The 19678-nt window shown below is 62.6% G+C and carries 21 protein-coding genes; 3 read left to right on the top strand and 18 right to left on the bottom strand.

From position 1 onward, the window contains the following. Positions 1 to 74: 74 nt before the first annotated feature. From C8J33_RS15890 to C8J33_RS15850, 9 genes are all read right to left on the bottom strand, one after another. A complete protein-coding gene (locus C8J33_RS15890) occupies positions 75 to 1415 on the bottom strand; it encodes a bifunctional folylpolyglutamate synthase/dihydrofolate synthase (RefSeq protein WP_132664890.1) in 1341 nt (446 codons plus the stop codon). A gap of 8 nt (positions 1416 to 1423) precedes the next feature. After that, positions 1424 to 2350 carry an acetyl-CoA carboxylase, carboxyltransferase subunit beta gene (gene accD, locus C8J33_RS15885; RefSeq protein ID WP_110730332.1) on the bottom strand — a complete coding sequence of 309 codons (927 nt, stop codon included), beginning with the start codon at positions 2348 to 2350 and terminating at the stop codon, positions 1424 to 1426. A 49-nt stretch (positions 2351 to 2399) separates the two neighbouring features. Further along, positions 2400 to 3239 carry a tryptophan synthase subunit alpha gene (gene trpA / locus C8J33_RS15880; protein WP_132664889.1) on the bottom strand — a complete coding sequence of 280 codons (840 nt, stop codon included), beginning with the start codon at positions 3237 to 3239 and terminating at the stop codon, positions 2400 to 2402. 4 nt (positions 3240 to 3243) lie between these two features. After that, positions 3244 to 4464: a tryptophan synthase subunit beta gene (gene trpB / locus C8J33_RS15875; RefSeq protein WP_110730334.1), complete on the bottom strand. Its 1221-nt coding sequence runs from the start codon at positions 4462 to 4464 to the stop codon at positions 3244 to 3246. Then, positions 4461 to 5135, bottom strand: a complete 675-nt coding sequence (locus C8J33_RS15870) for a phosphoribosylanthranilate isomerase (RefSeq protein WP_132664888.1) — start codon at positions 5133 to 5135, stop codon at positions 4461 to 4463. Before C8J33_RS15870 ends, trpB begins: the two co-directional genes overlap by 4 nt. A 75-nt stretch (positions 5136 to 5210) precedes the next feature. After that, positions 5211 to 5990: a M48 family metallopeptidase gene (locus tag C8J33_RS15865; protein WP_132664887.1), complete on the bottom strand. Its 780-nt coding sequence runs from the start codon at positions 5988 to 5990 to the stop codon at positions 5211 to 5213. 129 nt (positions 5991 to 6119) lie between these two features. Beyond that, positions 6120 to 6572 (bottom strand): DUF2852 domain-containing protein, encoded by a 453-nt coding sequence (locus tag C8J33_RS15860; RefSeq protein WP_132664886.1) that lies wholly within the window; start codon positions 6570 to 6572, stop codon positions 6120 to 6122. Between the two features lie 157 nt (positions 6573 to 6729). Continuing rightward, the gene (gene phaZ, locus C8J33_RS15855; protein ID WP_132664885.1) at positions 6730 to 8001 is read right to left on the bottom strand and encodes a polyhydroxyalkanoate depolymerase; all 1272 of its coding nucleotides are present in this window, start codon (positions 7999 to 8001) and stop codon (positions 6730 to 6732) included. A gap of 235 nt (positions 8002 to 8236) precedes the next feature. Beyond that, entirely contained in the window at positions 8237 to 9040 is an 804-nt protein-coding gene (locus C8J33_RS15850; protein WP_132664920.1) for an HpcH/HpaI aldolase family protein, read from the bottom strand. A gap of 203 nt (positions 9041 to 9243) precedes the next feature. Between C8J33_RS15850 and C8J33_RS15845 the strand changes: the two genes are divergently transcribed. Beyond that, a complete protein-coding gene (locus C8J33_RS15845) occupies positions 9244 to 9846 on the top strand; it encodes a nitroreductase family protein (protein WP_110801152.1) in 603 nt (200 codons plus the stop codon). A 99-nt stretch (positions 9847 to 9945) separates the two neighbouring features. Here C8J33_RS15845 and gyrB read toward each other — a convergent pair whose 3' ends face one another. The 5 genes from gyrB to C8J33_RS15820 form a co-directional block, all read right to left on the bottom strand. Continuing rightward, positions 9946 to 12381 carry a DNA topoisomerase (ATP-hydrolyzing) subunit B gene (gyrB, locus tag C8J33_RS15840; protein ID WP_092931121.1) on the bottom strand — a complete coding sequence of 812 codons (2436 nt, stop codon included), beginning with the start codon at positions 12379 to 12381 and terminating at the stop codon, positions 9946 to 9948. A gap of 271 nt (positions 12382 to 12652) precedes the next feature. After that, positions 12653 to 13030 (bottom strand): helix-turn-helix domain-containing protein, encoded by a 378-nt coding sequence (locus tag C8J33_RS15835; protein ID WP_110801151.1) that lies wholly within the window; start codon positions 13028 to 13030, stop codon positions 12653 to 12655. Continuing rightward, positions 13027 to 13596, bottom strand: a complete 570-nt coding sequence (locus C8J33_RS15830; RefSeq protein WP_132664884.1) for a Smr/MutS family protein — start codon at positions 13594 to 13596, stop codon at positions 13027 to 13029. Before C8J33_RS15830 ends, C8J33_RS15835 begins: the two co-directional genes overlap by 4 nt. Continuing rightward, the gene (locus C8J33_RS15825) at positions 13593 to 14699 is read right to left on the bottom strand and encodes a murein transglycosylase A (protein ID WP_132664883.1); all 1107 of its coding nucleotides are present in this window, start codon (positions 14697 to 14699) and stop codon (positions 13593 to 13595) included. The genes C8J33_RS15830 and C8J33_RS15825 overlap by 4 nt, the downstream gene beginning before the upstream one ends. A 65-nt stretch (positions 14700 to 14764) precedes the next feature. Next, positions 14765 to 15463 carry a Tim44/TimA family putative adaptor protein gene (locus C8J33_RS15820; protein ID WP_132664882.1) on the bottom strand — a complete coding sequence of 233 codons (699 nt, stop codon included), beginning with the start codon at positions 15461 to 15463 and terminating at the stop codon, positions 14765 to 14767. A 220-nt stretch (positions 15464 to 15683) separates the two neighbouring features. Between C8J33_RS15820 and C8J33_RS15815 the strand changes: the two genes are divergently transcribed. Together C8J33_RS15815 and secB are read left to right on the top strand one after the other, a co-directional pair. Then, complete coding sequence (locus C8J33_RS15815) at positions 15684 to 16175, top strand: FxsA family protein (RefSeq protein WP_132664881.1); 492 nt, start codon at positions 15684 to 15686, stop codon at positions 16173 to 16175. A gap of 134 nt (positions 16176 to 16309) precedes the next feature. After that, positions 16310 to 16801: a protein-export chaperone SecB gene (secB, locus tag C8J33_RS15810; protein WP_110730434.1), complete on the top strand. Its 492-nt coding sequence runs from the start codon at positions 16310 to 16312 to the stop codon at positions 16799 to 16801. A 58-nt stretch (positions 16802 to 16859) separates the two neighbouring features. Here secB and dnaQ read toward each other — a convergent pair whose 3' ends face one another. The 4 genes from dnaQ to C8J33_RS15790 are packed head-to-tail and all read right to left on the bottom strand — an operon-like array spanning position 16860 to position 19676. After that, a complete protein-coding gene (dnaQ, locus tag C8J33_RS15805) occupies positions 16860 to 17558 on the bottom strand; it encodes a DNA polymerase III subunit epsilon (RefSeq protein ID WP_132664880.1) in 699 nt (232 codons plus the stop codon). A gap of 48 nt (positions 17559 to 17606) precedes the next feature. After that, positions 17607 to 18197: a dephospho-CoA kinase gene (gene coaE / locus C8J33_RS15800; RefSeq protein ID WP_132664879.1), complete on the bottom strand. Its 591-nt coding sequence runs from the start codon at positions 18195 to 18197 to the stop codon at positions 17607 to 17609. After that, entirely contained in the window at positions 18194 to 19057 is an 864-nt protein-coding gene (locus C8J33_RS15795; protein WP_132664878.1) for a shikimate dehydrogenase, read from the bottom strand. The genes coaE and C8J33_RS15795 overlap by 4 nt, the downstream gene beginning before the upstream one ends. After that, positions 19050 to 19676 (bottom strand): Maf-like protein, encoded by a 627-nt coding sequence (locus C8J33_RS15790; protein WP_132664877.1) that lies wholly within the window; start codon positions 19674 to 19676, stop codon positions 19050 to 19052. The genes C8J33_RS15795 and C8J33_RS15790 overlap by 8 nt, the downstream gene beginning before the upstream one ends. Positions 19677 to 19678: the final 2 nt, after the last annotated feature.

Below are 19678 nucleotides of genomic sequence, written 5' to 3'. Positions count from 1 at the left end.
TCATCAGATACGACAATTGAAAAACCCGGCCTCGCAGCCGGGTTTTTTCATGCCGTTTCTTCCGCTGGCGTCTTTCAGCGCGGCGGCGTGCCATTGTCGGCGAGGACGTTGCCAACGAGATAGAGCGAGCCGCCGATGAGGATGCGTGGGGCAATCGGCTGGTTTTCGAACAGGACCGAGAGGATCGCCAATGCTTCGGTGACCGAGGAGACGGGCTCGACCTCGAAGCCCTGGGCCGCTGCATCTTCCGCCAGCGCCGCCGGATCGATACCAACATCCGAGTCACGGATCGGCACGGTGAAGACCTGTTCGGCGAGGCCGGAGAAGGCCTGGAAATAGCCGGCAGGATCCTTGGTGTTGATCATTCCGATGATGAGGAACAGAGGGCGCGGATCGCGCTCCTCGAGGTTTGCCATCGTCTCGGCGATCACCTTGCCGGCACCGGGATTGTGGCCGCCATCCACCCAGATCTCGGCGCGTTTCGGTGCGCGTTCCGCCAGCCGTCCGCTGGTCAGCCGCTGCAGGCGGCCGGGCCACTCCACGGTCATCAGGCCTTTCTCGATGGCCTCATCGGACGGGTCGAAACCGGCAGCGCGAATCGTGCGGATCGCCGCTGCGGCATTGGCATATTGATGCCGGCCGGGAAGGCGGGGGAGCGGCAGATCGATCAGTCCGTCATCGTCCTGATAGATCAGGCGGCCGAACTCCTCGTGCGCCATGAAGTCCTGTCCGTAGACGGACACGGGGCAGCGCAGCCGCTCGGCGGTGGTGACCAGCACGTCGCGCGCGGCCTCCTCCTCCTGCTGCCCGATGACGACGGGACAGCCGCGCTTCATGATGCCGGCCTTTTCGGCGGCGATCAGTTCGACGCGGTCGCCCAGATAGGCCTGATGATCGAGCGAGATCGGCATGATCGTCGTTACCGCCGGCGTCTTGATGACGTTCGTCGCATCAAAACGCCCGCCGAGACCAACCTCGATGATCGCGACATCGGCCGGATGCTCGGAGAAAAGGACGAAGGTGACGGCGGTTAGGATCTCGAAGACGGTGATGATCTCGCCGCGATTGGCGGCCGCTACGCGGCGAACGGCGTCTGCGAGAACCGCATCCGTGGCATAGGCACCGCGCCCGCCCTTGACGCCGAGGCGATAGCGCTCATGCCAGGTGACGAGGTGCGGCGAGGTGTGGACATGGACCGAAAGACCGGCCGCCTCCAGGATCGCCCTGGAGAAGGCCGAGACCGATCCCTTGCCGTTGGTGCCGGCCACATGAATAACGGGCGGTAGCCGGTCCTGCGGATTGCCGAGCCTGTCGAGGAGGCGCGTCACGCGCTCCAGCGACAGATCAAAGCCTTTGGGATGAAGGGCAAGGAGCTTGTCGATCTCCTGCGTGGCTTCGCTTGCCGCAACGGTCATCGCTGAACTTAAACGCTGGCCGCAACCGGCACCGCTGCCGGGGGAACCACGATCTCAGGCTCGACGGTCCGCTTGACCGCATCGACCGGCTTCTTGAGCATGATCTTCAGCAGGCGTGCGAGCGTCGAGGGAATATCGTGGCGCTTGATGACCATGTCGATCATGCCGTGATCCATCAAATATTCCGACGTCTGGAAGCCCTCGGGGAGCTTTTCGCGGATGGTCTGCTCGATGACGCGCTTGCCGGCAAAGCAGATCTCGGCACCGGGCTCCGCCAGATGCAGGTCGCCGAGCATGGCATAGGACGCCGTGACGCCGCCCGTGGTCGGGTTCGTCAAAACCACGATGTAGGGAAGACCTGCCTCCTTCAGCATCTGCACGGCAACGGTGGTGCGCGGCAGCTGCATGAGCGAGAGGATGCCTTCCTGCATGCGGGCGCCGCCCGAGGCCGGGAAGATGACGAGCGGGCACTTCTCGGAGATGGCGCGCTCGAAGGCCTTGATGATCGCCTCGCCGGCGGCAATGCCGAGCGAGCCGCCCATGAAGGCGAATTCATGCACGACGGCCACGAGCTTCAGGCCTTCGACGGTGCCGACACCGGCAAGGATCGTGTCCTCCATCTCGGTCTTCGCACGGCTGTCGCGCAGGCGATCGGTGTATTTCTTGCTATCGCGGAACTTCAGCGGATCCTGCGCCACCTTCGGCTGCGGCAGCGTCTCGAAGACGCCCTCGTCGAACAGGTCCTTCAGACGCGCCTTCGCCGGCATCTTCATGTGGAAGCCGGAGGCGGGGATGACCCACTTGTTCTCCTCGAGATCGCGATGGAATACCATCTCGCCCGTTTCCGGGCACTTGATCCAAAGGTTTTCCGGAACCTCGCGGCGGCCGAGCATCGAATTGATCTTCGGGCGAACGTAGTTGGTAATCCAGTTCACATGAAACTCCTGAAATCGTTCAGCCTGTCATTGCCCTGAATGTGGGCGATTATTCGGCTGCGGCAAGACGTGCGGCCCGGACGCCGGCCGAAAGGCCGCGAACGAGAGCTTCGACGCCCGGAACGGTCGCGCCCGTGGCCTGACCGTCTTCGGTCAGGCTGGATGCGACCTGATTGATGATGACGGTGCCAACGACCACGCCGTCGGCGGAGGCGCCGATGGCACGCGCATGCTCCGCCGTCTTGACGCCGAAGCCGACGCAGACCGGCAGGTTGGTATGCTCCTTGATGCGCGCCACGGCGCCGCCAACCAGTGCCGGCTCCGGCAGGGCCGAACCGGTGATGCCGTTCATGGAGACGTAATAGACAAAGCCCGAGGTGTTTTCGAGAACCTTGGGCAGACGCCGTCCGTCCGTCGTGGGCGTCGCCAGCCGGATGAAGCTGATGCCCTTCTTGAGGGCGGGCAAGCAAAGCTCGTCGTCCATTTCCGGCGGAAGATCGACGACGATCAGGCCGTCGATGCCAGCGACAAGCGCGTTTTCGAGAAACCGGTCCACGCCATAAATGTAGATCGGATTGTAGTAGCCCATCATAACGATCGGCGTGTCCGTATCCGTCTTGCGGAACTGGCGGGCGAGCTCCAGCGTCTTTTCAAGCGTCTGGCCGCCGCGCAGGGCGCGCTGGCCGGCAAGCTGGATCGCCGGGCCATCGGCCATCGGGTCGGAAAAGGGCATGCCGAGTTCAATGATATCGGCGCCGGCAGAGGGGAGTGCCTTCATGATCGACAGGGAAGTGTCGAAATCCGGATCGCCCCCCATGATGTAGGTGACGAGCACCGGACGGTGATCGGCGGCAGCCTTGGCGAAGGTCCTGTCGAAACGTGCGCTCATGTTCTTACAGTCCCATTCCGAGCAGCTTGCCGACGGTGAAGATATCCTTGTCGCCGCGTCCGCAGAGGTTCATCACGATGATCTGGTCCTTGTCCATCGTCGGCGCCCGCTTGATGACTTCGGCGAGCGCATGGCTCGGCTCGAGCGCGGGGATGATGCCCTCGAGGCGGGTCAGAAGCTGGAAGGCTTCGAGCGCCTCATGGTCCATGATCGGCACGTATTCGACGCGGCCGGCATCCTTCAGCCAGGAATGCTCGGGCCCGATGCCGGGATAATCGAGGCCGGCGGAGATCGAGTGGCCTTCCTTGATCTGTCCGTCCTTGTCCTGCAGCAGGTAGGTTCGGTTGCCGTGGAGAACGCCCGGCGAGCCCGCCGTCAGCGAAGCGCAGTGCTCCTCGCCGTCGAGACCCTTGCCGCCCGCTTCCACGCCGACGATCTTGACGCTGGCATCGTCCAAGAACGGATGGAAGAGACCGATGGCATTGGAGCCGCCGCCGACGGCAGCAATCAGCATGTCCGGCAGGCGGCCTTCCATGGCCAGCATCTGCTCGCGCGTTTCCCGGCCGATGACGGCCTGGAAGTCGCGCACCATTTCCGGATAGGGATGCGGGCCGGCGGCGGTGCCGATCAGATAATACGTGTCGTCCACATTGGTGACCCAGTCGCGCAGGGCCTCGTTCATGGCATCCTTCAGCGTACCGTGACCGGCTGTCACGGGGCGCACTTCGGCACCGAGCAGCTTCATGCGGAAGACGTTCGGCGACTGGCGCTCGACGTCGGTCGCGCCCATGTAGACCACGCAGGGCAGGCCGAAGCGGGCCGCGACGGTTGCCGTCGCCACGCCATGCTGGCCGGCACCGGTTTCCGCGATGATGCGGGTCTTGCCCATGCGCTTGGCAAGCAGGATCTGGCCGAGGCAGTTGTTGATCTTGTGCGAGCCGGTGTGGTTCAGTTCGTCGCGCTTGAAGTAGATCTTCGCGCCGCCCAGCTCCTCCGTCAGCCGCTCGGCGAAATAGAGCGGGCTCGGACGGCCGGTATAATGGGTGTTGAGATGCTCCAGCTCGGCCTTGAAAGCGGGGTCGGTCTTTGCCTTCTCCCATTCGGCTTCAAGCTCGAGGATCAGCGGCATCAGCGTTTCCGCAACGAAGCGGCCGCCGAAAATGCCGAAACGACCATCCTCGTCGGGGCCGGAACGGAAGGAATTGGGGAGGGGGGTCTGATTCACGTCGTGCTCCTTGACCGGAAAGGCTCTGCGCAAGCCTGTGCAACGGCATCGAAAAACTCTTCCATCCGCCCGAGATCCTTGACGCCGGGCGCTCTTTCCACTCCAGAGGAGATGTCGATCGCGCGCGTGCCGGTCATCTGCAGGGCCTCGCGGATATTTCCGGCGTTCAGGCCGCCGGAAAGCATGTAATCCACCTCGGCGTCAAGCGCGTCGAGGAGTGTCCAGTCGAACGACACACCATTGCCGCCCGGCAGGTCGGAACCCTTGGGCGCCTTGGCGTCGAACAGGAACTTGTCGGCAATGCCGATATAGGCCTCCACGGCGCGCAGATCATCAGCCTCGCGCACCGAAAAGGCCTTCATGACCGGCCGGCCGTAGATGGCCCGGATGTCCAGCGCGCGGCTCGCCGTCTCGTGGCCGTGAAGCTGCAGGATGTCGGGGTCGAGCGACGAGACGATTTCGTCCAGCGTGTCGTTATCCGCGTCCACCGTCACGGCGACGATCTTCGCCCGGCCGCGGATCCGGTCGGCAAGCCGTGCGGCATCGTCCGGCTCGATATTGCGCGGGCTCTTCTCGAAAAATATGAAGCCGACATGGTTCGCGCCCAAGGCAACCGCCTTGTCGACGGCTTCGGCGGTCTTCAACCCGCAGATCTTGACATCGATGGTCATAAGGCACCGCATTTGCATGAATCGGCCTGCGAGTCGAGCCAAAACAAGGGGCCGCGCCGTTGTCGAAGGACGCGATCAGGTGAAGTCGATGGCGTGCAGCAGCGTGCCGTTGCGCTTCAGCCAGTGACGGGCGTCGGCCGTGCGCGGGCAGAGGCGCTCGCAGAGTGCCCAGAAGTTCGGGCCGTGGTTCATTTCCTTGAGGTGAGCGACCTCATGGGCGGCGAGATAATCGATGACGTAAGGCGGCGCCATAACGATACGCCAAGAGAAATTCAGCGCGCCATCCACGGCGCAGGAGCCCCAGCGGCTCCGCGTATCGCGCAACGTCAGCGACTTGATCCGTCGGCCGACCTGCAGCGCATGGGCAGGTGCCAAGTGCTCCAGATCCTTGCGGGCTTCTTTCTTCAGGAAATCGGCGATGCGCCGGCCGAGATGTTCCGGCGCGCCGCTGACCCGCAGAACCGCCTCGTCATCGACCATGACGCTTTCCGTCACACCCCGGAGCCGCCCCGTGCGCTCGATACGATGCGCCACGCCGCGCACGAAGATCACGCCGCCCTCCTCCAGCACGCTTTCGCCGGAGAAGCGTGCCAGCCGGCTGGCCAGCCACGCCTGATGACGGTCGAGAAACTGCGTGATTTCGCGTTCGGGCAGGCCGGTGGGAATGGTCATCTTGAGAGCGCGGCCGCCGGGCTCGATCCGCAGCGTCATCCGTGTTGCGCGCGGGTTCTGCCGGATCGTCAGGGGAAGCGGCCGCCCATCGACGGTCAGCGTCTTCACGACGGTCTTCGTCACCGGCCGGACAGTTGCGACCGGCTTCTTCCGGCGGACAGGCTTGAGCAGCAAAGGAAACATGGGTTCCTGATAGATGATTCGCGGGCCTTATGCCGCAAGTTGGAGATGAAAAAGCCGGCCTTCCCCGCAAAGGAAAGGCCGGCCTGTTCTTCGTCAAAGCGCGCCTGAGGTCACACGGCGCGTCGAGGATCAGTTACCGGTGTAGCCGGTGACCGGGCCGTTCGACGGGTTGTTACGTTCGCGCATGAAGCGGTCGAAATCGTCCTGATCCTTGGCGCGGCGCAGCTCGCGGACATAGGCGTCGAAATCTTCGCGCATATCGTCCAGACGGTGGCGCTCTTCATCGAGACGCGCCAGTTCGGCTTCGCGCCAGTCGTCGAAAGCGACGTTGCCGGTATTGCCGGCGCGAAACGTGCCGCGCGAAAAACCCGTCTTGCCAAAGCCGCCGAAGCCGCCCCTGAAGGTGGAAAAGACGGTATCGACGGAAGCGTTCGCGTCGCGCTTGAAGGATTTCAGGCGTTCGCCGAAGAGGATGTAAGCAAGCATGGCCAGACCGAGCGGCCAGAAAACGACGAAGCCGAGAACCATCAACGCAATGGTCGCGGGCGTCCAGTCGGGACGGATCAAGGCATTCTGATTCATGGGGATTGGTCCTCATCTATGGAGGGGTTCGATCGTCGAACCCGCTCTCTTCGATGTGGGAACAGGTCCATTCCATCACAAGACGATGCGACCAAAAATCGGGCAAGGGCTTGCCCGATCTCACCATTTTTTGATGTTTCCGTTCGTTTTTCCGCTCTCAAGCGGTTTTTCCACCCTTGATGACCTTGACGGCTGTAGCCTTGTGGCCGTGCTCGCGCTGGAAGGCGGTGATGCGCGGTGCGATTTCCCGACGGAAGCGCGAACCGTTGAAAACGCCGTAATGTCCGACATCCGGCTGCACGTAATGCATCCGCAGATGGTCCGGAATATTGGAACAGATGGTCTGTGCCGCCTCCGTCTGCCCGGCGCCGGAGATGTCGTCGTTTTCGCCTTCGACCGTCAGCAGAGCCACCTTGCGGATCGCGTGCGTATCCACCCGCTCGCCACGATGCATCATCTCGCCCTTCGGCAAAGCGTGCTGCATGAACACGACATCGACGGTCTGCAGGTAGAATTCGGCGGTCAGATCCATCACGGCGAGATACTCGTCGTAGAACTCCCGATGCTTCTCCGCTGCATCGCCGTCATGCTTGACGAGATGGTCGAAGAATTCCTTCTGGGCATTGATATGCCTGTCGAGGTTCATCGACATGAAGCCGGAGAGCTGGAGGAAGCCGGGATAGACCGGCCGCATGAAGCCTGGCTGCGGAAAGGGAACAGGCATCACGACATTGTCGCGGAACCATTCGATCGGCTTGTCCTTGGCGAGCTTGTTGACGGCGGTCGGGTTGATCCGCGTATCGATCGGCCCGCCCATCAGCGTCATCGAGGCCGGCGAGAGCGCATCGCCCCGGGCTTCCATGATGGCGGCGGCGGCGAGAACGGGAACCGCCGGCTGGCAGACTGCAATGACATGCGTGTCGGGCCCGAGGAAATGCAGGATCTCGATGATGTATTCGATATAGTCGTCGAGATCGAACGTCCCCTCCGTCAGGGGTACCATGCGCGCATCGATCCAGTCCGTAATGTAGATGTCGGACGTCGGCAGCAGCGCTTCCACGGTGCCGCGCAGAAGAGTCGCATAGTGACCGGACATCGGGGCGACGATCAGGACGCGCGGATCGGACCGGGCCGGCTTTTCGAGAACGCGCTCGAAATGAATGAGATTGCAGAAGGGCTGACGCCAGACGATCTTCTCGTCGATCGAAATCGGCTGGCCGTCGATGATCGTCTCATGCAGGCCGAATTCCGGCTTACCGTAGCGGCGGGTCGAGCGTTCGAAGACTTCGAGACCGGCTGCTGCGGTGCGGCCGAGATAGGTTTGCGACAGCGGGTTGAGCGGATTGCTATAGGCCAGACGCATGGCGTCGGCTGCGGCACGCCAGGGGGCCATAATCGCATGATTCAGCTCATAGAACTGGTAAAACATTGGATACAAACTCCTTTTTACCATGAGCGGAGACAGTTCTGGCGTAAAGTCTCCGTTTCATATTCCTCTAATATGATAGGCTACGCTTTATTGTGCAGTGCGGCAAGTGCGTTAGAGTATCACGGTTGGCCGGTGCGAAACTGTCGCAAGACCTTCCTCTGCTATCATCTTGAAATCCTCCCTCATTCCTCGACGAAGTGTGCGCCCGAAGGCATTGACAAGTCGATAAGCCCTATCAATACCCGGACGATCCTGTGGTATGGGACGTTTCATCGCCTTGATATTGCAGACGCAGCCGGGTCGTTGCTTCCACGAGCGTCGTCACATCCGTTCCAATCGCCATGAAGTCCGCGCCGAGTTCACGATAGAACCTTGCCTGATCGAGGTTCAGCGTCATGATGCCGGACGCCTTGCCGGCCTTGGCGATCCGCGCGAAGGCATCGCGAATGGCTGCCGTGACATCGGCATGGCCCGGCTGCCCGAGAAGGCCCATATCGGCCGCGAGATCGGACGGGCCGATGAACAATCCATCCACGCCGTCGATCGCGGCGATCCGGTCGAGAGCCGCCAAACCCGCCCGGCTCTCGATCTGCACGATCAGGCAGATCTCGCGATCCGCCGTTTCCAGATAGTCACCGATGCGGCTGAAGCTGGAGGCCCGGCCAAGCGCTGCACCAACGCCTCGGTCACCGCGCGGCGGATAGCGCACAGCCCGCACCAGCCGCTCGGCTTCCTCGACGGTTTCCACCATCGGAATCATGACGGTCTGGGCGCCGGCATCGAGGATCTGCTTGATCATCCATGTCTCGCCCACCGGCAGGCGGACGACCGCATGGCTCTGCGAGCCTTTCAGCGCCTTTACCTGCGCTGCGAGCGAGGGAATGTCGTTCGGGGCGTGCTCGCCATCGATGAGCAGCCAGTCATAGCCGCTGCCGGAGAGAATCTCGGCGGCATAGGGACTGGCCAGCGCCACCCAGAAACCGAGCTGGAAGCGTCGCTCGTTCAGCGCCGCCTTGAATGGGTTGATCGGTGCCGGCACGTCGCTCTCCTTCTCGCACTCACCCTTTCTCAGATAGGGCATCAGGCAATCGTCTCCATGGTGAAGACACTCTATTCGCTGAAAGCATCTTGTCGGGAATGGCACGGACTTACTAGATGGTGCAGTGCGCTCTCCGTCGCGCCCATGCTTTTCCCATCGGCAACCGCTGGCACAGCGGCCGATCCACTCGAAGGACCAGAACCATGACCACGTCGAGCAATTTCCGACAGGCAGACCATCCGATCGAAGCTAGCTTTCTCGACCGATGGTCGCCCCGTGCCTTCAAGGACGAGACGATGGGCGAAGCGGAGCTTCTGACGATTCTCGAAGCCGGCCGCTGGGCGCCATCCGCCTTCAACTCGCAGCCCTGGCGCTTCTCCTACGCGCTGCGCGGCACGCCGGAATGGGACACGCTTCTCCCGATCCTCAACGATTTCAACCAAAGCTGGGCGAAGTCCGCCTCCGCGCTGGTGATCATCATTTCCAAAACGCACTTTACGGCACCGGGCTCCACCGAATCCAAGCCGTCCTACAGCCATAGCTTCGATGCGGGCTCGGCCTGGGGCGCCATCGCCCATCAGGCAATGCTGCTGGGCTACCAGGCGCATGGCATGACCGGCATCCACTTCGACAAGGCTGCCGAGATCCTTGGCATTCCCGAAGGCTACCGCGTCGAAGCCGGCGTTGCGATCGGCCGGGTCGGCGACAAGTCGGTCCTACCGGAAGGCCTGCAGGCGCGGGAAACCCCGAGCCCCCGCCGTCCGCTCTCCGAACTCGCCTTCAACGGCAGCTTCAAGGCCGACTGATCGGCGTCGATCTCAAAGCATGAGATCGACATGAAAAAGCCCTCGCAGCCGGTTGGTTGCGAGGGCTTTTCGGTTTGAAACTCTGGAAAGAGTATTCCGTTAGATATCGAGGTTCGCCACGTTCAGCGCATTTTCCTGAATGAAGTCGCGGCGCGGCTCGACTTCGTCGCCCATGAGGCGTGAGAACAGGCTGTCGGCATCGGTCGCATCGTTGACGCGGACCTGCAGCAGCGAACGGACGTTCGGGTCGAGCGTCGTTTCCCAGAGCTGCTCGGCATTCATCTCGCCGAGACCCTTGTAGCGCTGCATGGAGAGGCCCCTGCGGCCGCTGGCGAAGATGGCGTCGAGCAGGGCGCGCGGGCCGCTGATCTCCTGCGTGCCTTCCTTGCGCCGCAGCACGGGCGGAATGGCGTAGATGTCGTGCAGCTTGGCATTCAGCTGGTCGATCAGGCGGGCATCCTGCGAGGCGATCAGCGCCATGTCGAGGAAGGCGAGTTCCTTTACGCCGCGGACCATGCGCTCGAGCCGCAGGCCACCGTCGCCGGCGATCTCCGCGCTCCAGCCACGTTCGGTTTCCTCGGCGATGAGATCCAACCGCTCGGCAAGTTCGCGGGCGATGACCGCGGATTTCTCGTCGTCGCGCAGGCGTTCCGGATTGAGCGCACCGGCAATTGCCGCCTGCTCGACGACGGAACGGCTGTAGCGGGAATGCAGGCCTTCGACGAGCGCGCGCAGGCGCAGCGCATCGGTGATGACTTCGCGCAGATCCTGCCCGGCGCGCACTTCGCCGGAACCGAGCTCGAGGCGTGCCTCTTCCAGGCCCATCGAGATGAGATATTCCTCGAAGGCCTTCTCGTCCTTCAGATACTGGGCCGACTTGCCGCGCGTAACTTTGTAGAGCGGCGGCTGGGCGATGTAGAGGTGGCCGCGCTCGATGAGTTCCGGCATCTGGCGGAAGAAGAACGTCAGCAGCAGCGTCCTGATGTGGGCGCCGTCCACATCGGCATCCGTCATGATGATGATCTTGTGATAGCGCAGCTTGTCGGCATTGAACTCGTCCTTGCCGATCGACGTGCCGAGCGCCGTGATCAGCGTGCCGATTTCCTGGCTGGAGAGCATCTTGTCGAAGCGCGCGCGCTCGACGTTAAGGATCTTGCCGCGCAGCGGCAGAATGGCCTGGTTTTCGCGCGAGCGTCCCTGCTTGGCGGAGCCGCCGGCGGAGTCACCTTCGACGAGGAAGAGCTCGGACTTGGACGGATCGCGCTCCGAGCAGTCGGCAAGCTTGCCGGGCAGCGAGGAGATGTCGAGCGCACCCTTGCGGCGGGTCAGCTCGCGCGCCTTGCGGGCGGCCTCGCGGGCAGCAGCAGCTTCCACCACCTTGCCGACCAGAATCTTCGCGTCGGCGGGATGTTCTTCGAACCAGGTGCTGAGCGCCTCGTTGACGAGGCTTTCGACCACCGGGCGCACTTCGGACGAGACAAGCTTATCCTTGGTCTGCGAGGAGAACTTTGGATCGGGAACCTTGACGGAGAGGACGGCGGTCAGACCTTCGCGGCAGTCTTCGCCCTGCAGCGTCACTTTTTCCCTCTTGGTGATGCCCGAGTGGTCGGCATAGGACGTCACCTGGCGCGTCAGTGCGCCGCGGAAACCAGCCATGTGCGTGCCGCCATCGCGCTGGGGAATGTTGTTGGTAAAGCAGAGCATGTTCTCGTGGTAGCTGTCGTTCCACCACATCGCGACCTCGACGGTGATGCCGTCCTTCTCGCCGCGGATGGAGACTGGTCGCGTGACCAGCGGCTTCTTGGCGCGGTCGAGATAGACGACGAAGGCCTCGAGGCCGCCGTCATACATCATCTCTTCCTGCTTGATGTCGGAGTGCCGCTTGTCCGTGAGAACGATGCGGACGCCGGAATTGAGGAAGGCGAGCTCGCGCAGTCGATGCTCCAGCGTTCCATAGTCGAACTCGACCTGCGTGAAGGTATCCGTGCTCGGCAGGAAGGTGACTTCCGTTCCCGTCGTGCCACCGCTGTCGCCGGTCACCTGCAGCGGACCATCGGCCACGCCATGGGTGAAGCTCATCTCATGGGCCTTGCCGGCGCGGCGGATCTTCAGCTTGAGCGAGACGGAGAGCGCATTGACCACAGACACGCCGACACCATGAAGACCGCCGGAGACCTTGTAGGAATTCTGGTCGAACTTGCCGCCCGCATGCAGCTGGGTCATGATGACCTCGGCAGCGGACACGCCTTCTTCCTTGTGGATATCGGTCGGGATGCCGCGGCCGTTGTCGGTCACGGTCACGGAGCCATCAGCATTCAGCGTCACCGTCACGAGGTCGGCATAGCCGCCCAGCGCTTCGTCGATCGCGTTGTCAACGACTTCATAGACCATATGGTGCAGGCCGGATCCGTCGTCGGTATCGCCGATATACATGCCCGGGCGCTTGCGCACGGCATCGAGACCCTTGAGAACCTTGATCGAATCGGCACCATATTCGGCATTCGCGCCGGTTGCAGCATCAGGCAGTTCGGTCATAGAGGTCGGGTCTTTCCATTGTTACGGCGTCGTTTCGGACGCTTGCCATACGAGAATCCGGGCCATGCGGGAATCCGGGAGGGCGAATCAGCTTGTTGGCAATCGTCTGAATATAAGCATTTCCGGGTCCGGTTCCAAATCTGACAGATGGTTGCGGGCCAGAAACGGGACTTGAAATCGATCCGGCGAAAGCGGGATCGGGGGATGGGTTCTTCCGTTTGTCTCGCAGCTCCCGAGGCAAGATCGCCAGGCTCTTTTGCCGGAGAGGGTTTCAGGAACTATCTTTAGCACCCTTCTGCGCATTGTCCAAAAGTTGCGTGATATCCACAACCGTCTGGTCCGGGAGATGCCGGATTCGGGCCGCCAGGAGGTTGGCAAGGATCGTATGGCCCGGGGGAAGACCTGATGTGTCGACGGTGACGCGCGGGTTCGACTGCGCCGCAAGCGCGAACAAAGCGTCCGCCTCGTCCCAGATGATGTGGAAGTACCCGGCAACCCGCTGGAGGAAATCGAAGCTCGGCGTGCCGCGCCTTCCGTGCTCCAGCGCCGAGAGATAGGCGGCGGACACATTGAGCGCCTGCGCCATCTGCTTCTGCGTCACCCCACGCTCGGCGCGCAGGCGGATCATCTCCTCACCGAAGGGCGTCATGCGGTGTAGCCGGAGCCATGCCGCGAGACGCCGTGCCGCGACAGGCGAACGTAGAGAGCGCCTTCGCCCCCATGATTACGGGCAGCGGGCTCGTAGGAGGAAATCAGCGAACGGAAATCCGGCAGGGAGAACCAGAGAGGCACCGCGCGCTTCAATGCCCCTTCGCTGCCCATCGACGTGCCCTTGCCGGTGATGACAAGAACATGGCGCAGGCCGTGATCGTGCGCCCGCGTGATGAATCTCAAGAGGAGCCCATGCGCTTCCGACTGCGCCATGCCGTGAAGGTCGATGCGGGCATCGATCGGCAGGTGGCCTTTGGCGAGCTTGCGCTTGACCGGCTTTTCCAGCGGCTGGTGATGTCGCGGCGTTTCGACCTTGGCGACGGGCGCCGGCGCGCGCGTCACCTTCGCTGCGGGAACGGGCAAGTGCTCTGTGGGCTTCGGCGGCGCCTCCTCTCCTTCGAAGAGCGCGAGCAGTTCCATGCGTCCGGGGAGCGCGCGCGTCGAGCGGGCGACCTTGCCCCAGAGAATGCGGTCTTCGCTCGAAAGCGTCTTCTTCCTCGTCATGCCTCGTATCTTGCCGCTGCCGCCTTCGGAATCAAAATGAAAAAGTCCGCCTCGTTGCGCACCGCGCCGGCCCGCTCGCCGGCCTCGTCGCCCGACCCGGTGAAGATATCGCCGCGGGCCGGACCGATGATGGCGGTGCCGGTGTCGAGGGCCAGCATCAGCCGGCGAAACGGACGGCCGTCGTCGATACGGGCCAAGCTGTCGCTTGCGATGAAAAACGGCACGCCGAAGGTATGGATCAGGCGATCAACCGCCAGGGAGCGTCCCGCCTGCAAGGGCACCTTGGCGGCGGCGACGGGTCCGAGCGCGGGATCATCGACCGCGGCCTCGCGGAAGAAGATGAAGGAGCGGTTGTGCCACATCACGGTATCGGCTTCCTCAGGATGCGTATCGAGCCAGGCCTTGATCGACTGCATAGACACGGTCGCCGCATCGATCTCGCCACGGTCGATCAGCAGCCGGCCGATGGCCGAGAAGGGGTGGCCGCTTTTGGCGGCATAGGTGATGCGCTTCGAAGAACCGTCGGGAAAAATGAGGCGCGCCGCGCCTTGGACATGGGCGAAGAAGACGTCGGTCTTCGAGCGGGCAAAGGCGATCTCCAGCCCGCGCCCTGCAAGACAGCCGGTCTCGATCGCGCGCCGGTCGGGATATTCCTCGATCCGGTCTTCTACGCTTCGGGCAAAGGCGAAGCTCTCGTCCAGCGATGCCGGGCGGTTGGTCGCATCGAGATCGACCAGATCGTCTGGCCGGCGATAGAAGGGAAAGACGTATTCAGTGGTGCGCTCGCGGCTGACGGCAACGGTCGGCTCGAAGAAGGCGGTGACGAAGCCCGGCTTTCCGTCTTGGCGCTCGATGGCGAAGGGCTGAAAGTTGGCCTCGAAGAAGGCGCGGGATGCAGCGGCATCTGGCGCTTCCACGTCATCGGCAGCGCGATAGGCGGGCATGAGATCGTGCGAGGAGATGCCGAGCGATCCGGTCCGGTGGGGCTTGACCGTCTCGACATGATGCCGGCACCGGCGGAGTGCCGGCAGGAGATCCGATGGATCGTCGCTCGTCCAGCCGGGCAGATCCGAAAAGGCGACCTTGCGGAGCGCGAAATCCATCGGCGATCCCTATCTCTCTTCTGCGAACGCCCGCTCTCTTCTGCAAATGCCCAGACGGCGAGACCTCAATTCTCGGATTCTGTCGCGATCAGCTTCCAGTTCGGATCGCGCGAGCGGCTGTCGCGGGCAAAGGTCCAGAGGTCGTTGACCTCAGAGACGGCTTCCGCATCGCCATCGACGATCGTTCCGGCCTTGTCGAAGGTCGCCGAGATCAGCTGGCTGAAGATCCGCACGGTGACGATCGCTTCGCCGTCCTTGAGGTCGGCCGAGACGATGTCAGACTTCTCGATGCCGACGAAGGTCGACTTGACGAGTTCGCCCTTGGCTTCACGGTCGGCGATCGCTGCTTCGAAGCCGTCATAGACTTCCTTGGAGAGGAGCGACTTCAGCGTCTTCCGGTCGCCATCCGCAAAGGCGGTCACGATCATTTCATAGGCCATCCGCGCACCGTTCACGAACTCCTTCGGGTCGAAGGCGGTGTCGGCATCAGCGATCTTGCGCAGCGAAGCGTTCAGCGAGGTCTCGGGCTTGGCGAAAGCATCGATCGCGGCATAGCGCGCCGCCTCGTCCACGACGGTGTCGCGGCGGGGAAGCTGGACGACCTTGCCGGTGGGGTCAGCGCTGTCCACAGGTTCACGGGCGGAGAAGGGATCGGTCGGCGGGCGTTCATTGCCTGTCCGACGGCCCAGCACGCTGCGAAGCTGGATGAAAATGATCACCGCGGCGACAAGAAAGAACAATGTTACGAAGTCGAAAGATCCCATTTCCACCAATGCCGCTTTTATGATGTATCTTAGAGACCCATATAGACGCGATGGACCCATCATTCAAATGGCCAGGAGCAGATTGGCAAAGCGTTGAAAGCAGATCGGCAGGTATCTTGAAGCAGATCAACCGCCGACGCATGATCCAATGCCGCCTCTTCGCTCTTTTGCCTCAGAGCATCGGGCCGACGACAACCCTTACAACCAACACGTGGACCGAATGCGCCTTTCCCTGATCCCGCTCTTCTTCCTGCTCCTGCCGATGGCGGAGATCGCCACCTTTATCGTCGTCGGGCGCGAGATTGGCGTGGGTGCCACGCTCGGTCTCATTCTCCTGTCCGCCATCGTCGGTGCGCTTCTCCTGAGGGCGCAAGGCCTTGGTGTCCTGCGGAAACTCCAGTCCGCATCACGCACGGGCGAGAACCCCGGCCGACAGATCGTGCATGGCGCGATGATCGTCGTCGCCGCCTTTCTGTTGATCCTGCCTGGGTTTCTGACGGACGTCTTCGGCATCCTTCTCTTCATTCCCGCGGTGCGGGAAGCGGTCTGGCAGTTCCTGCGCAAGCGGATCACCGTGGTGACGCGCACGAGCAGTGCGCATCCCGATCCGGCCAGCACACGGCCCCGCGCCATCCCCGGCGTGATCGATCTCGATGACGCAGAATTTACCAGGGACCCCGACCGTACCGACCCGAACGACCGGCTGCGGTGACGGAAACGCCCTCGCCGGTGTCCCGCCCGGCCGCTCGGGTTGTAAGGGCATGCCCGAAATGATAGATGCGCTCGACCAATGAACCGCTCCATTCAACGCATCATTCTATCGAACGCCTCCAAGGAACGCGCCTCATGACCGACACAGCAGCACCCACGAACGGTGACACCGGCGAAAATCCGTCGCTGAACATTCTCGCCCAGTACATCAAGGACCTCTCGTTCGAAAATCCGGGTGCGCCGCGCTCGCTTCAGGCCCGCGACAAGGCTCCGGCAATCAACATCAACGTCAATGTGAACGCCAATCCGATGACGGATACGGAGTTCGACGTGGTGCTGACGCTGAATGCCGAAGCCAAGGATGGCGACAAGGTTCTGTTTGCGGTCGAACTGACCTATGGCGGCGTCTTCCGCGTCACCGGCTTCCCGCAGGAGCACATGCTGCCGCTGCTCTTCATCGAGTGCCCGCGCCTGCTCTTCCCGTTCGCACGCCAGATCGTGGCCGACGCGACGCGCAATGGCGGCTTCCCGCCGCTGATGATCGACCCGATCGATTTCGCGCAGATGTTCACGCAGCGCATGGCCGAAGACCGCGTCCGCGCCCAGGTTTCCACCACCCCGAACTGATCGGCCTTCAAGCCGACTGTTTTCAACGCCCGGTCCGACAAGGCCGGGCGTTTTGCGTTCAGACCTCGTAATGCGACCAGATGGCCTTTGCGCCGATCTTCTCGACAAGGGCCGCATGGGCGGCCATGTCGCTTTCGGCAAGGCGCGGACGCAAGGGCACGGGGCGCTCGCGCGGCACGGCGACCATGTCGTCGGAGGCTTCCGCCTGGGCGCGGCTTTCCTGAGTGGTCAGGCCAAGCGCTGCCTGCCGGCCGCCGATCATCTCGATATAGACTTCAGCCAGAAGCTCGGAGTCGAGCAGTGCGCCGTGCTTCGTACGGTGGGTATTGTCGATACCGTAACGCCGGCAGAGCGCGTCGAGCGAATTCGGACCCATCGGATGCTTGCGGCGGGCCATCGACAGCGTGTCGGTCACGAGGTCTTGCGAGACCGCCGGGCGATCAAGACGCGCCAGCTCGGCATTGATGAAGCCCATGTCGAAGGTGGCGTTGTGCGCGACCCAGCGGGCGCCCTCGAAGAAAGTCATGAGGTCCTCGACCACCTCGGCGAAGACCGGCTTGTCCTTCAGGAAATCATCGGTGATGCCGTGCACGGCGAGCGCATCGGGGTGGACCTTGCGGTCACCGGGATTGATGTAACGGTGAAAGGTCCGTCCGGTCGGAAAGTGATCGTTGAGCTCGATGCCGCCGATTTCTATGACGCGGTCCTGGCGATTGTCGAGGCCGGTGGTTTCCGTATCGAAGATGATTTCCCGCATGGCATTTTCCTTCCGTCGAATACGATCTGCTGTCTACCCGGGGACATGTTATCCCGCTCGGGTAGTGAGGTCGCGGACAATCTCTTCGACTCTTTGGCGCGCGGCGTCCAGTCCGTGACCGGTGTCGATCACATAGTTTGCACGGGCGCGTTTCTCGCTGTCCGACATTTGCCGCGACAGGATCAGGGCGAATTTTTCCGGGGTCATGCCCGGACGGGCGAGAACCCGCTGACGCTGGATGTCCGCATCGCAGGTGACGACCACGACCTTATCAACCCGACCCTCGCCGCCCGTCTCGTAAAGCAAGGGAATATCGAGGACGACGAGGGGCGCGTTCATCTGTTTCTCTCTCTTCAGAAAGACACGCTCCCTTTCCCTAACGAGGGGGTGGACGATCGCTTCCAGCGTCTTGAAGCCATCCGGGTGCCTTGCCAAGGCCGCGCTGAGTGCTGCGCGATCGACCACACCGTCTTTGGTGGAACCGGGAAAAACCGCCTCGATGGGTGCGACGGCCTGACCGCGATAGAGATCATGAACGACAGCATCGGCATCGTTGACGGGAATGCCCAGCGCCTTGAACATTTCGGCCGTCGTGGACTTGCCCATGCCGATCGATCCGGTGAGCCCGAGGACGATCATGCGTGTGCCGCCATATCGGCGATGACGAGGGCGCGCAGCTTTTCGTCCACGAGAGGCTTTTGACCGAACCATTTTTCGAAGCCCGGCGCTGCCTGATGCAACAGCATGCCGAGCCCGTCTACGATCCTTCGGCCCTGTGCCTCTGCCTGTGCCAGGATAGGCGTAACCAGCGGCACATAGACGATATCGGTCACGACAGCGTTGCCGGACATGCGGGTGAAATCGAACTCGGGAACCGGCGTACCGTCCATTCCGAGCGAGGTCGTGTTGATGAAGAGGCTTGCATCGGTGAGAAGCTCCGGCAGCGCGTCCATGGCGTGGGCTATAACGCGTGTGCGCCCGAAGCGGTCTGAGAGTTCGCGGGCACGGGGCAGCGTGCGATTGACCACATGGATGGTGCGGACACCGCGATCGCGGACGGCCTGAATCACCGCGCGGCTGGCACCGCCGGCACCGAGCACGATGGCGGTCTCGGCCTTGTTCCATCCCGGTGCCCGCTCGTCGAGATTGGCGGCGAAGCCGAGGCCGTCGGTATTGGTTGCCTTCAGCCGGCCCTCCTCCAGCCAGACGGTGTTGGCCGCACCCATTTCCCGGCTCAGCGCATCGGCCTCATCGACATGGGCGATCACCGTTTCCTTGTGCGGAATGGTGACATTGCCCCCGACGAAGCCGGATTGGCCGGATTTGAGAAGCGCGATGAAATCAGGGAAGATGGCGGGCGTGACTTCGCGCGTGGTGTAGCTGCCGTCCAGCCCCAGTGTCTTCAGCCAGTGCGAATGGATCAGCGGCGAGCGCGAATGACGGACCGGATAGCCCGCGACGAAGGCATGGTTAACAAATGTTTCACGTGAATCATGCATCGATGACACTCAGTCTTCTCAATTCGGCGAGCAGCGGCAGGATCGGCAATCCGAGGATCGTGAAATAATCGCCGTCGATCGCCTCGAACAGCTGTATCCCCTCGCCTTCCAGCTGGTAGGCGCCGACGCTGGTCAAGGCCTTCTCCCCCACCCGCTCAAGATGGCGCGCGATAAACCCGTCATCGAGCGGGCGCATCGTCAGGCGGGCGGTCGAGACGTGTGACCACACGGTCCTGCCATCCTGATGAAGGGCGATGGCGCTGTTCAGCTGATGGGTCCGACCGGACAGGGCGCGCAAATGGTCATGCGCTTCCTCCCTCGAGGCGGGCTTGTGAAACACGCGACCCCCGAGCGACATCGTCTGATCCGATCCGATGACGACGAGACCGGTGCCTTCCTCCACCCCTTGCCCTTTGCGCGACGCCGAGGCGACAGATTCAGCCTTCGCCTCTGCGAGCACAGTCGCGACCCTTTCCGGGGATGCGCCCTCTGCTTCGAGCGGCGCTTCCAGCGCGCGTTCGTCGATCTCGGCCGCCTGCCACGTAAAGGCGATGCCGGCATTCTCGAGCAGCATGCGCCGGAACGGGCTCGCAGAGGCGAGGACAAGCTGATGCGTCATGG

The organism is Rhizobium sp. PP-CC-3G-465 (assembly GCF_004343445.1).
Taxonomy (GTDB): Bacteria; Pseudomonadota; Alphaproteobacteria; order Rhizobiales; family Rhizobiaceae; genus Ferranicluibacter; species Ferranicluibacter rubi.
The sequence above is the reverse complement of the archived record's forward strand: the minus strand, read 5'-3'. Positions and strand labels throughout refer to the sequence as shown.

Bases quoted from the DNA above. Each gene is read 5' to 3' on its own strand.
- C8J33_RS15890 (WP_132664890.1), bottom strand. From the start codon at position 1,415: ATGACCGTTGCGGCAAGCGAAGCCACGCAGGAGATCGACAAGCTCCTT.
- trpA (WP_132664889.1), bottom strand. From the start codon at position 3,239: ATGAGCGCACGTTTCGACAGGACCTTCGCCAAGGCTGCCGCCGATCAC.
- C8J33_RS15870 (WP_132664888.1), bottom strand. From the start codon at position 5,135: ATGACCATCGATGTCAAGATCTGCGGGTTGAAGACCGCCGAAGCCGTC.
- C8J33_RS15865 (WP_132664887.1), bottom strand. From the start codon at position 5,990: ATGTTTCCTTTGCTGCTCAAGCCTGTCCGCCGGAAGAAGCCGGTCGCA.
- C8J33_RS15860 (WP_132664886.1), bottom strand. From the start codon at position 6,572: ATGAATCAGAATGCCTTGATCCGTCCCGACTGGACGCCCGCGACCATT.
- phaZ (WP_132664885.1), bottom strand. From the start codon at position 8,001: ATGTTTTACCAGTTCTATGAGCTGAATCATGCGATTATGGCCCCCTGG.
- C8J33_RS15845 (WP_110801152.1), top strand. From the start codon at position 9,244: ATGACCACGTCGAGCAATTTCCGACAGGCAGACCATCCGATCGAAGCT.
- gyrB (WP_092931121.1), bottom strand. From the start codon at position 12,381: ATGACCGAACTGCCTGATGCTGCAACCGGCGCGAATGCCGAATATGGT.
- C8J33_RS15835 (WP_110801151.1), bottom strand. From the start codon at position 13,030: ATGACGCCCTTCGGTGAGGAGATGATCCGCCTGCGCGCCGAGCGTGGG.
- C8J33_RS15830 (WP_132664884.1), bottom strand. From the start codon at position 13,596: ATGACGAGGAAGAAGACGCTTTCGAGCGAAGACCGCATTCTCTGGGGC.
- C8J33_RS15825 (WP_132664883.1), bottom strand. From the start codon at position 14,699: ATGGATTTCGCGCTCCGCAAGGTCGCCTTTTCGGATCTGCCCGGCTGG.
- C8J33_RS15820 (WP_132664882.1), bottom strand. From the start codon at position 15,463: ATGGGATCTTTCGACTTCGTAACATTGTTCTTTCTTGTCGCCGCGGTG.
- C8J33_RS15815 (WP_132664881.1), top strand. From the start codon at position 15,684: ATGCGCCTTTCCCTGATCCCGCTCTTCTTCCTGCTCCTGCCGATGGCG.
- secB (WP_110730434.1), top strand. From the start codon at position 16,310: ATGACCGACACAGCAGCACCCACGAACGGTGACACCGGCGAAAATCCG.
- dnaQ (WP_132664880.1), bottom strand. From the start codon at position 17,558: ATGCGGGAAATCATCTTCGATACGGAAACCACCGGCCTCGACAATCGC.
- coaE (WP_132664879.1), bottom strand. From the start codon at position 18,197: ATGATCGTCCTCGGGCTCACCGGATCGATCGGCATGGGCAAGTCCACG.
- C8J33_RS15795 (WP_132664878.1), bottom strand. From the start codon at position 19,057: ATGCATGATTCACGTGAAACATTTGTTAACCATGCCTTCGTCGCGGGC.
- C8J33_RS15790 (WP_132664877.1), bottom strand. From the start codon at position 19,676: ATGACGCATCAGCTTGTCCTCGCCTCTGCGAGCCCGTTCCGGCGCATG.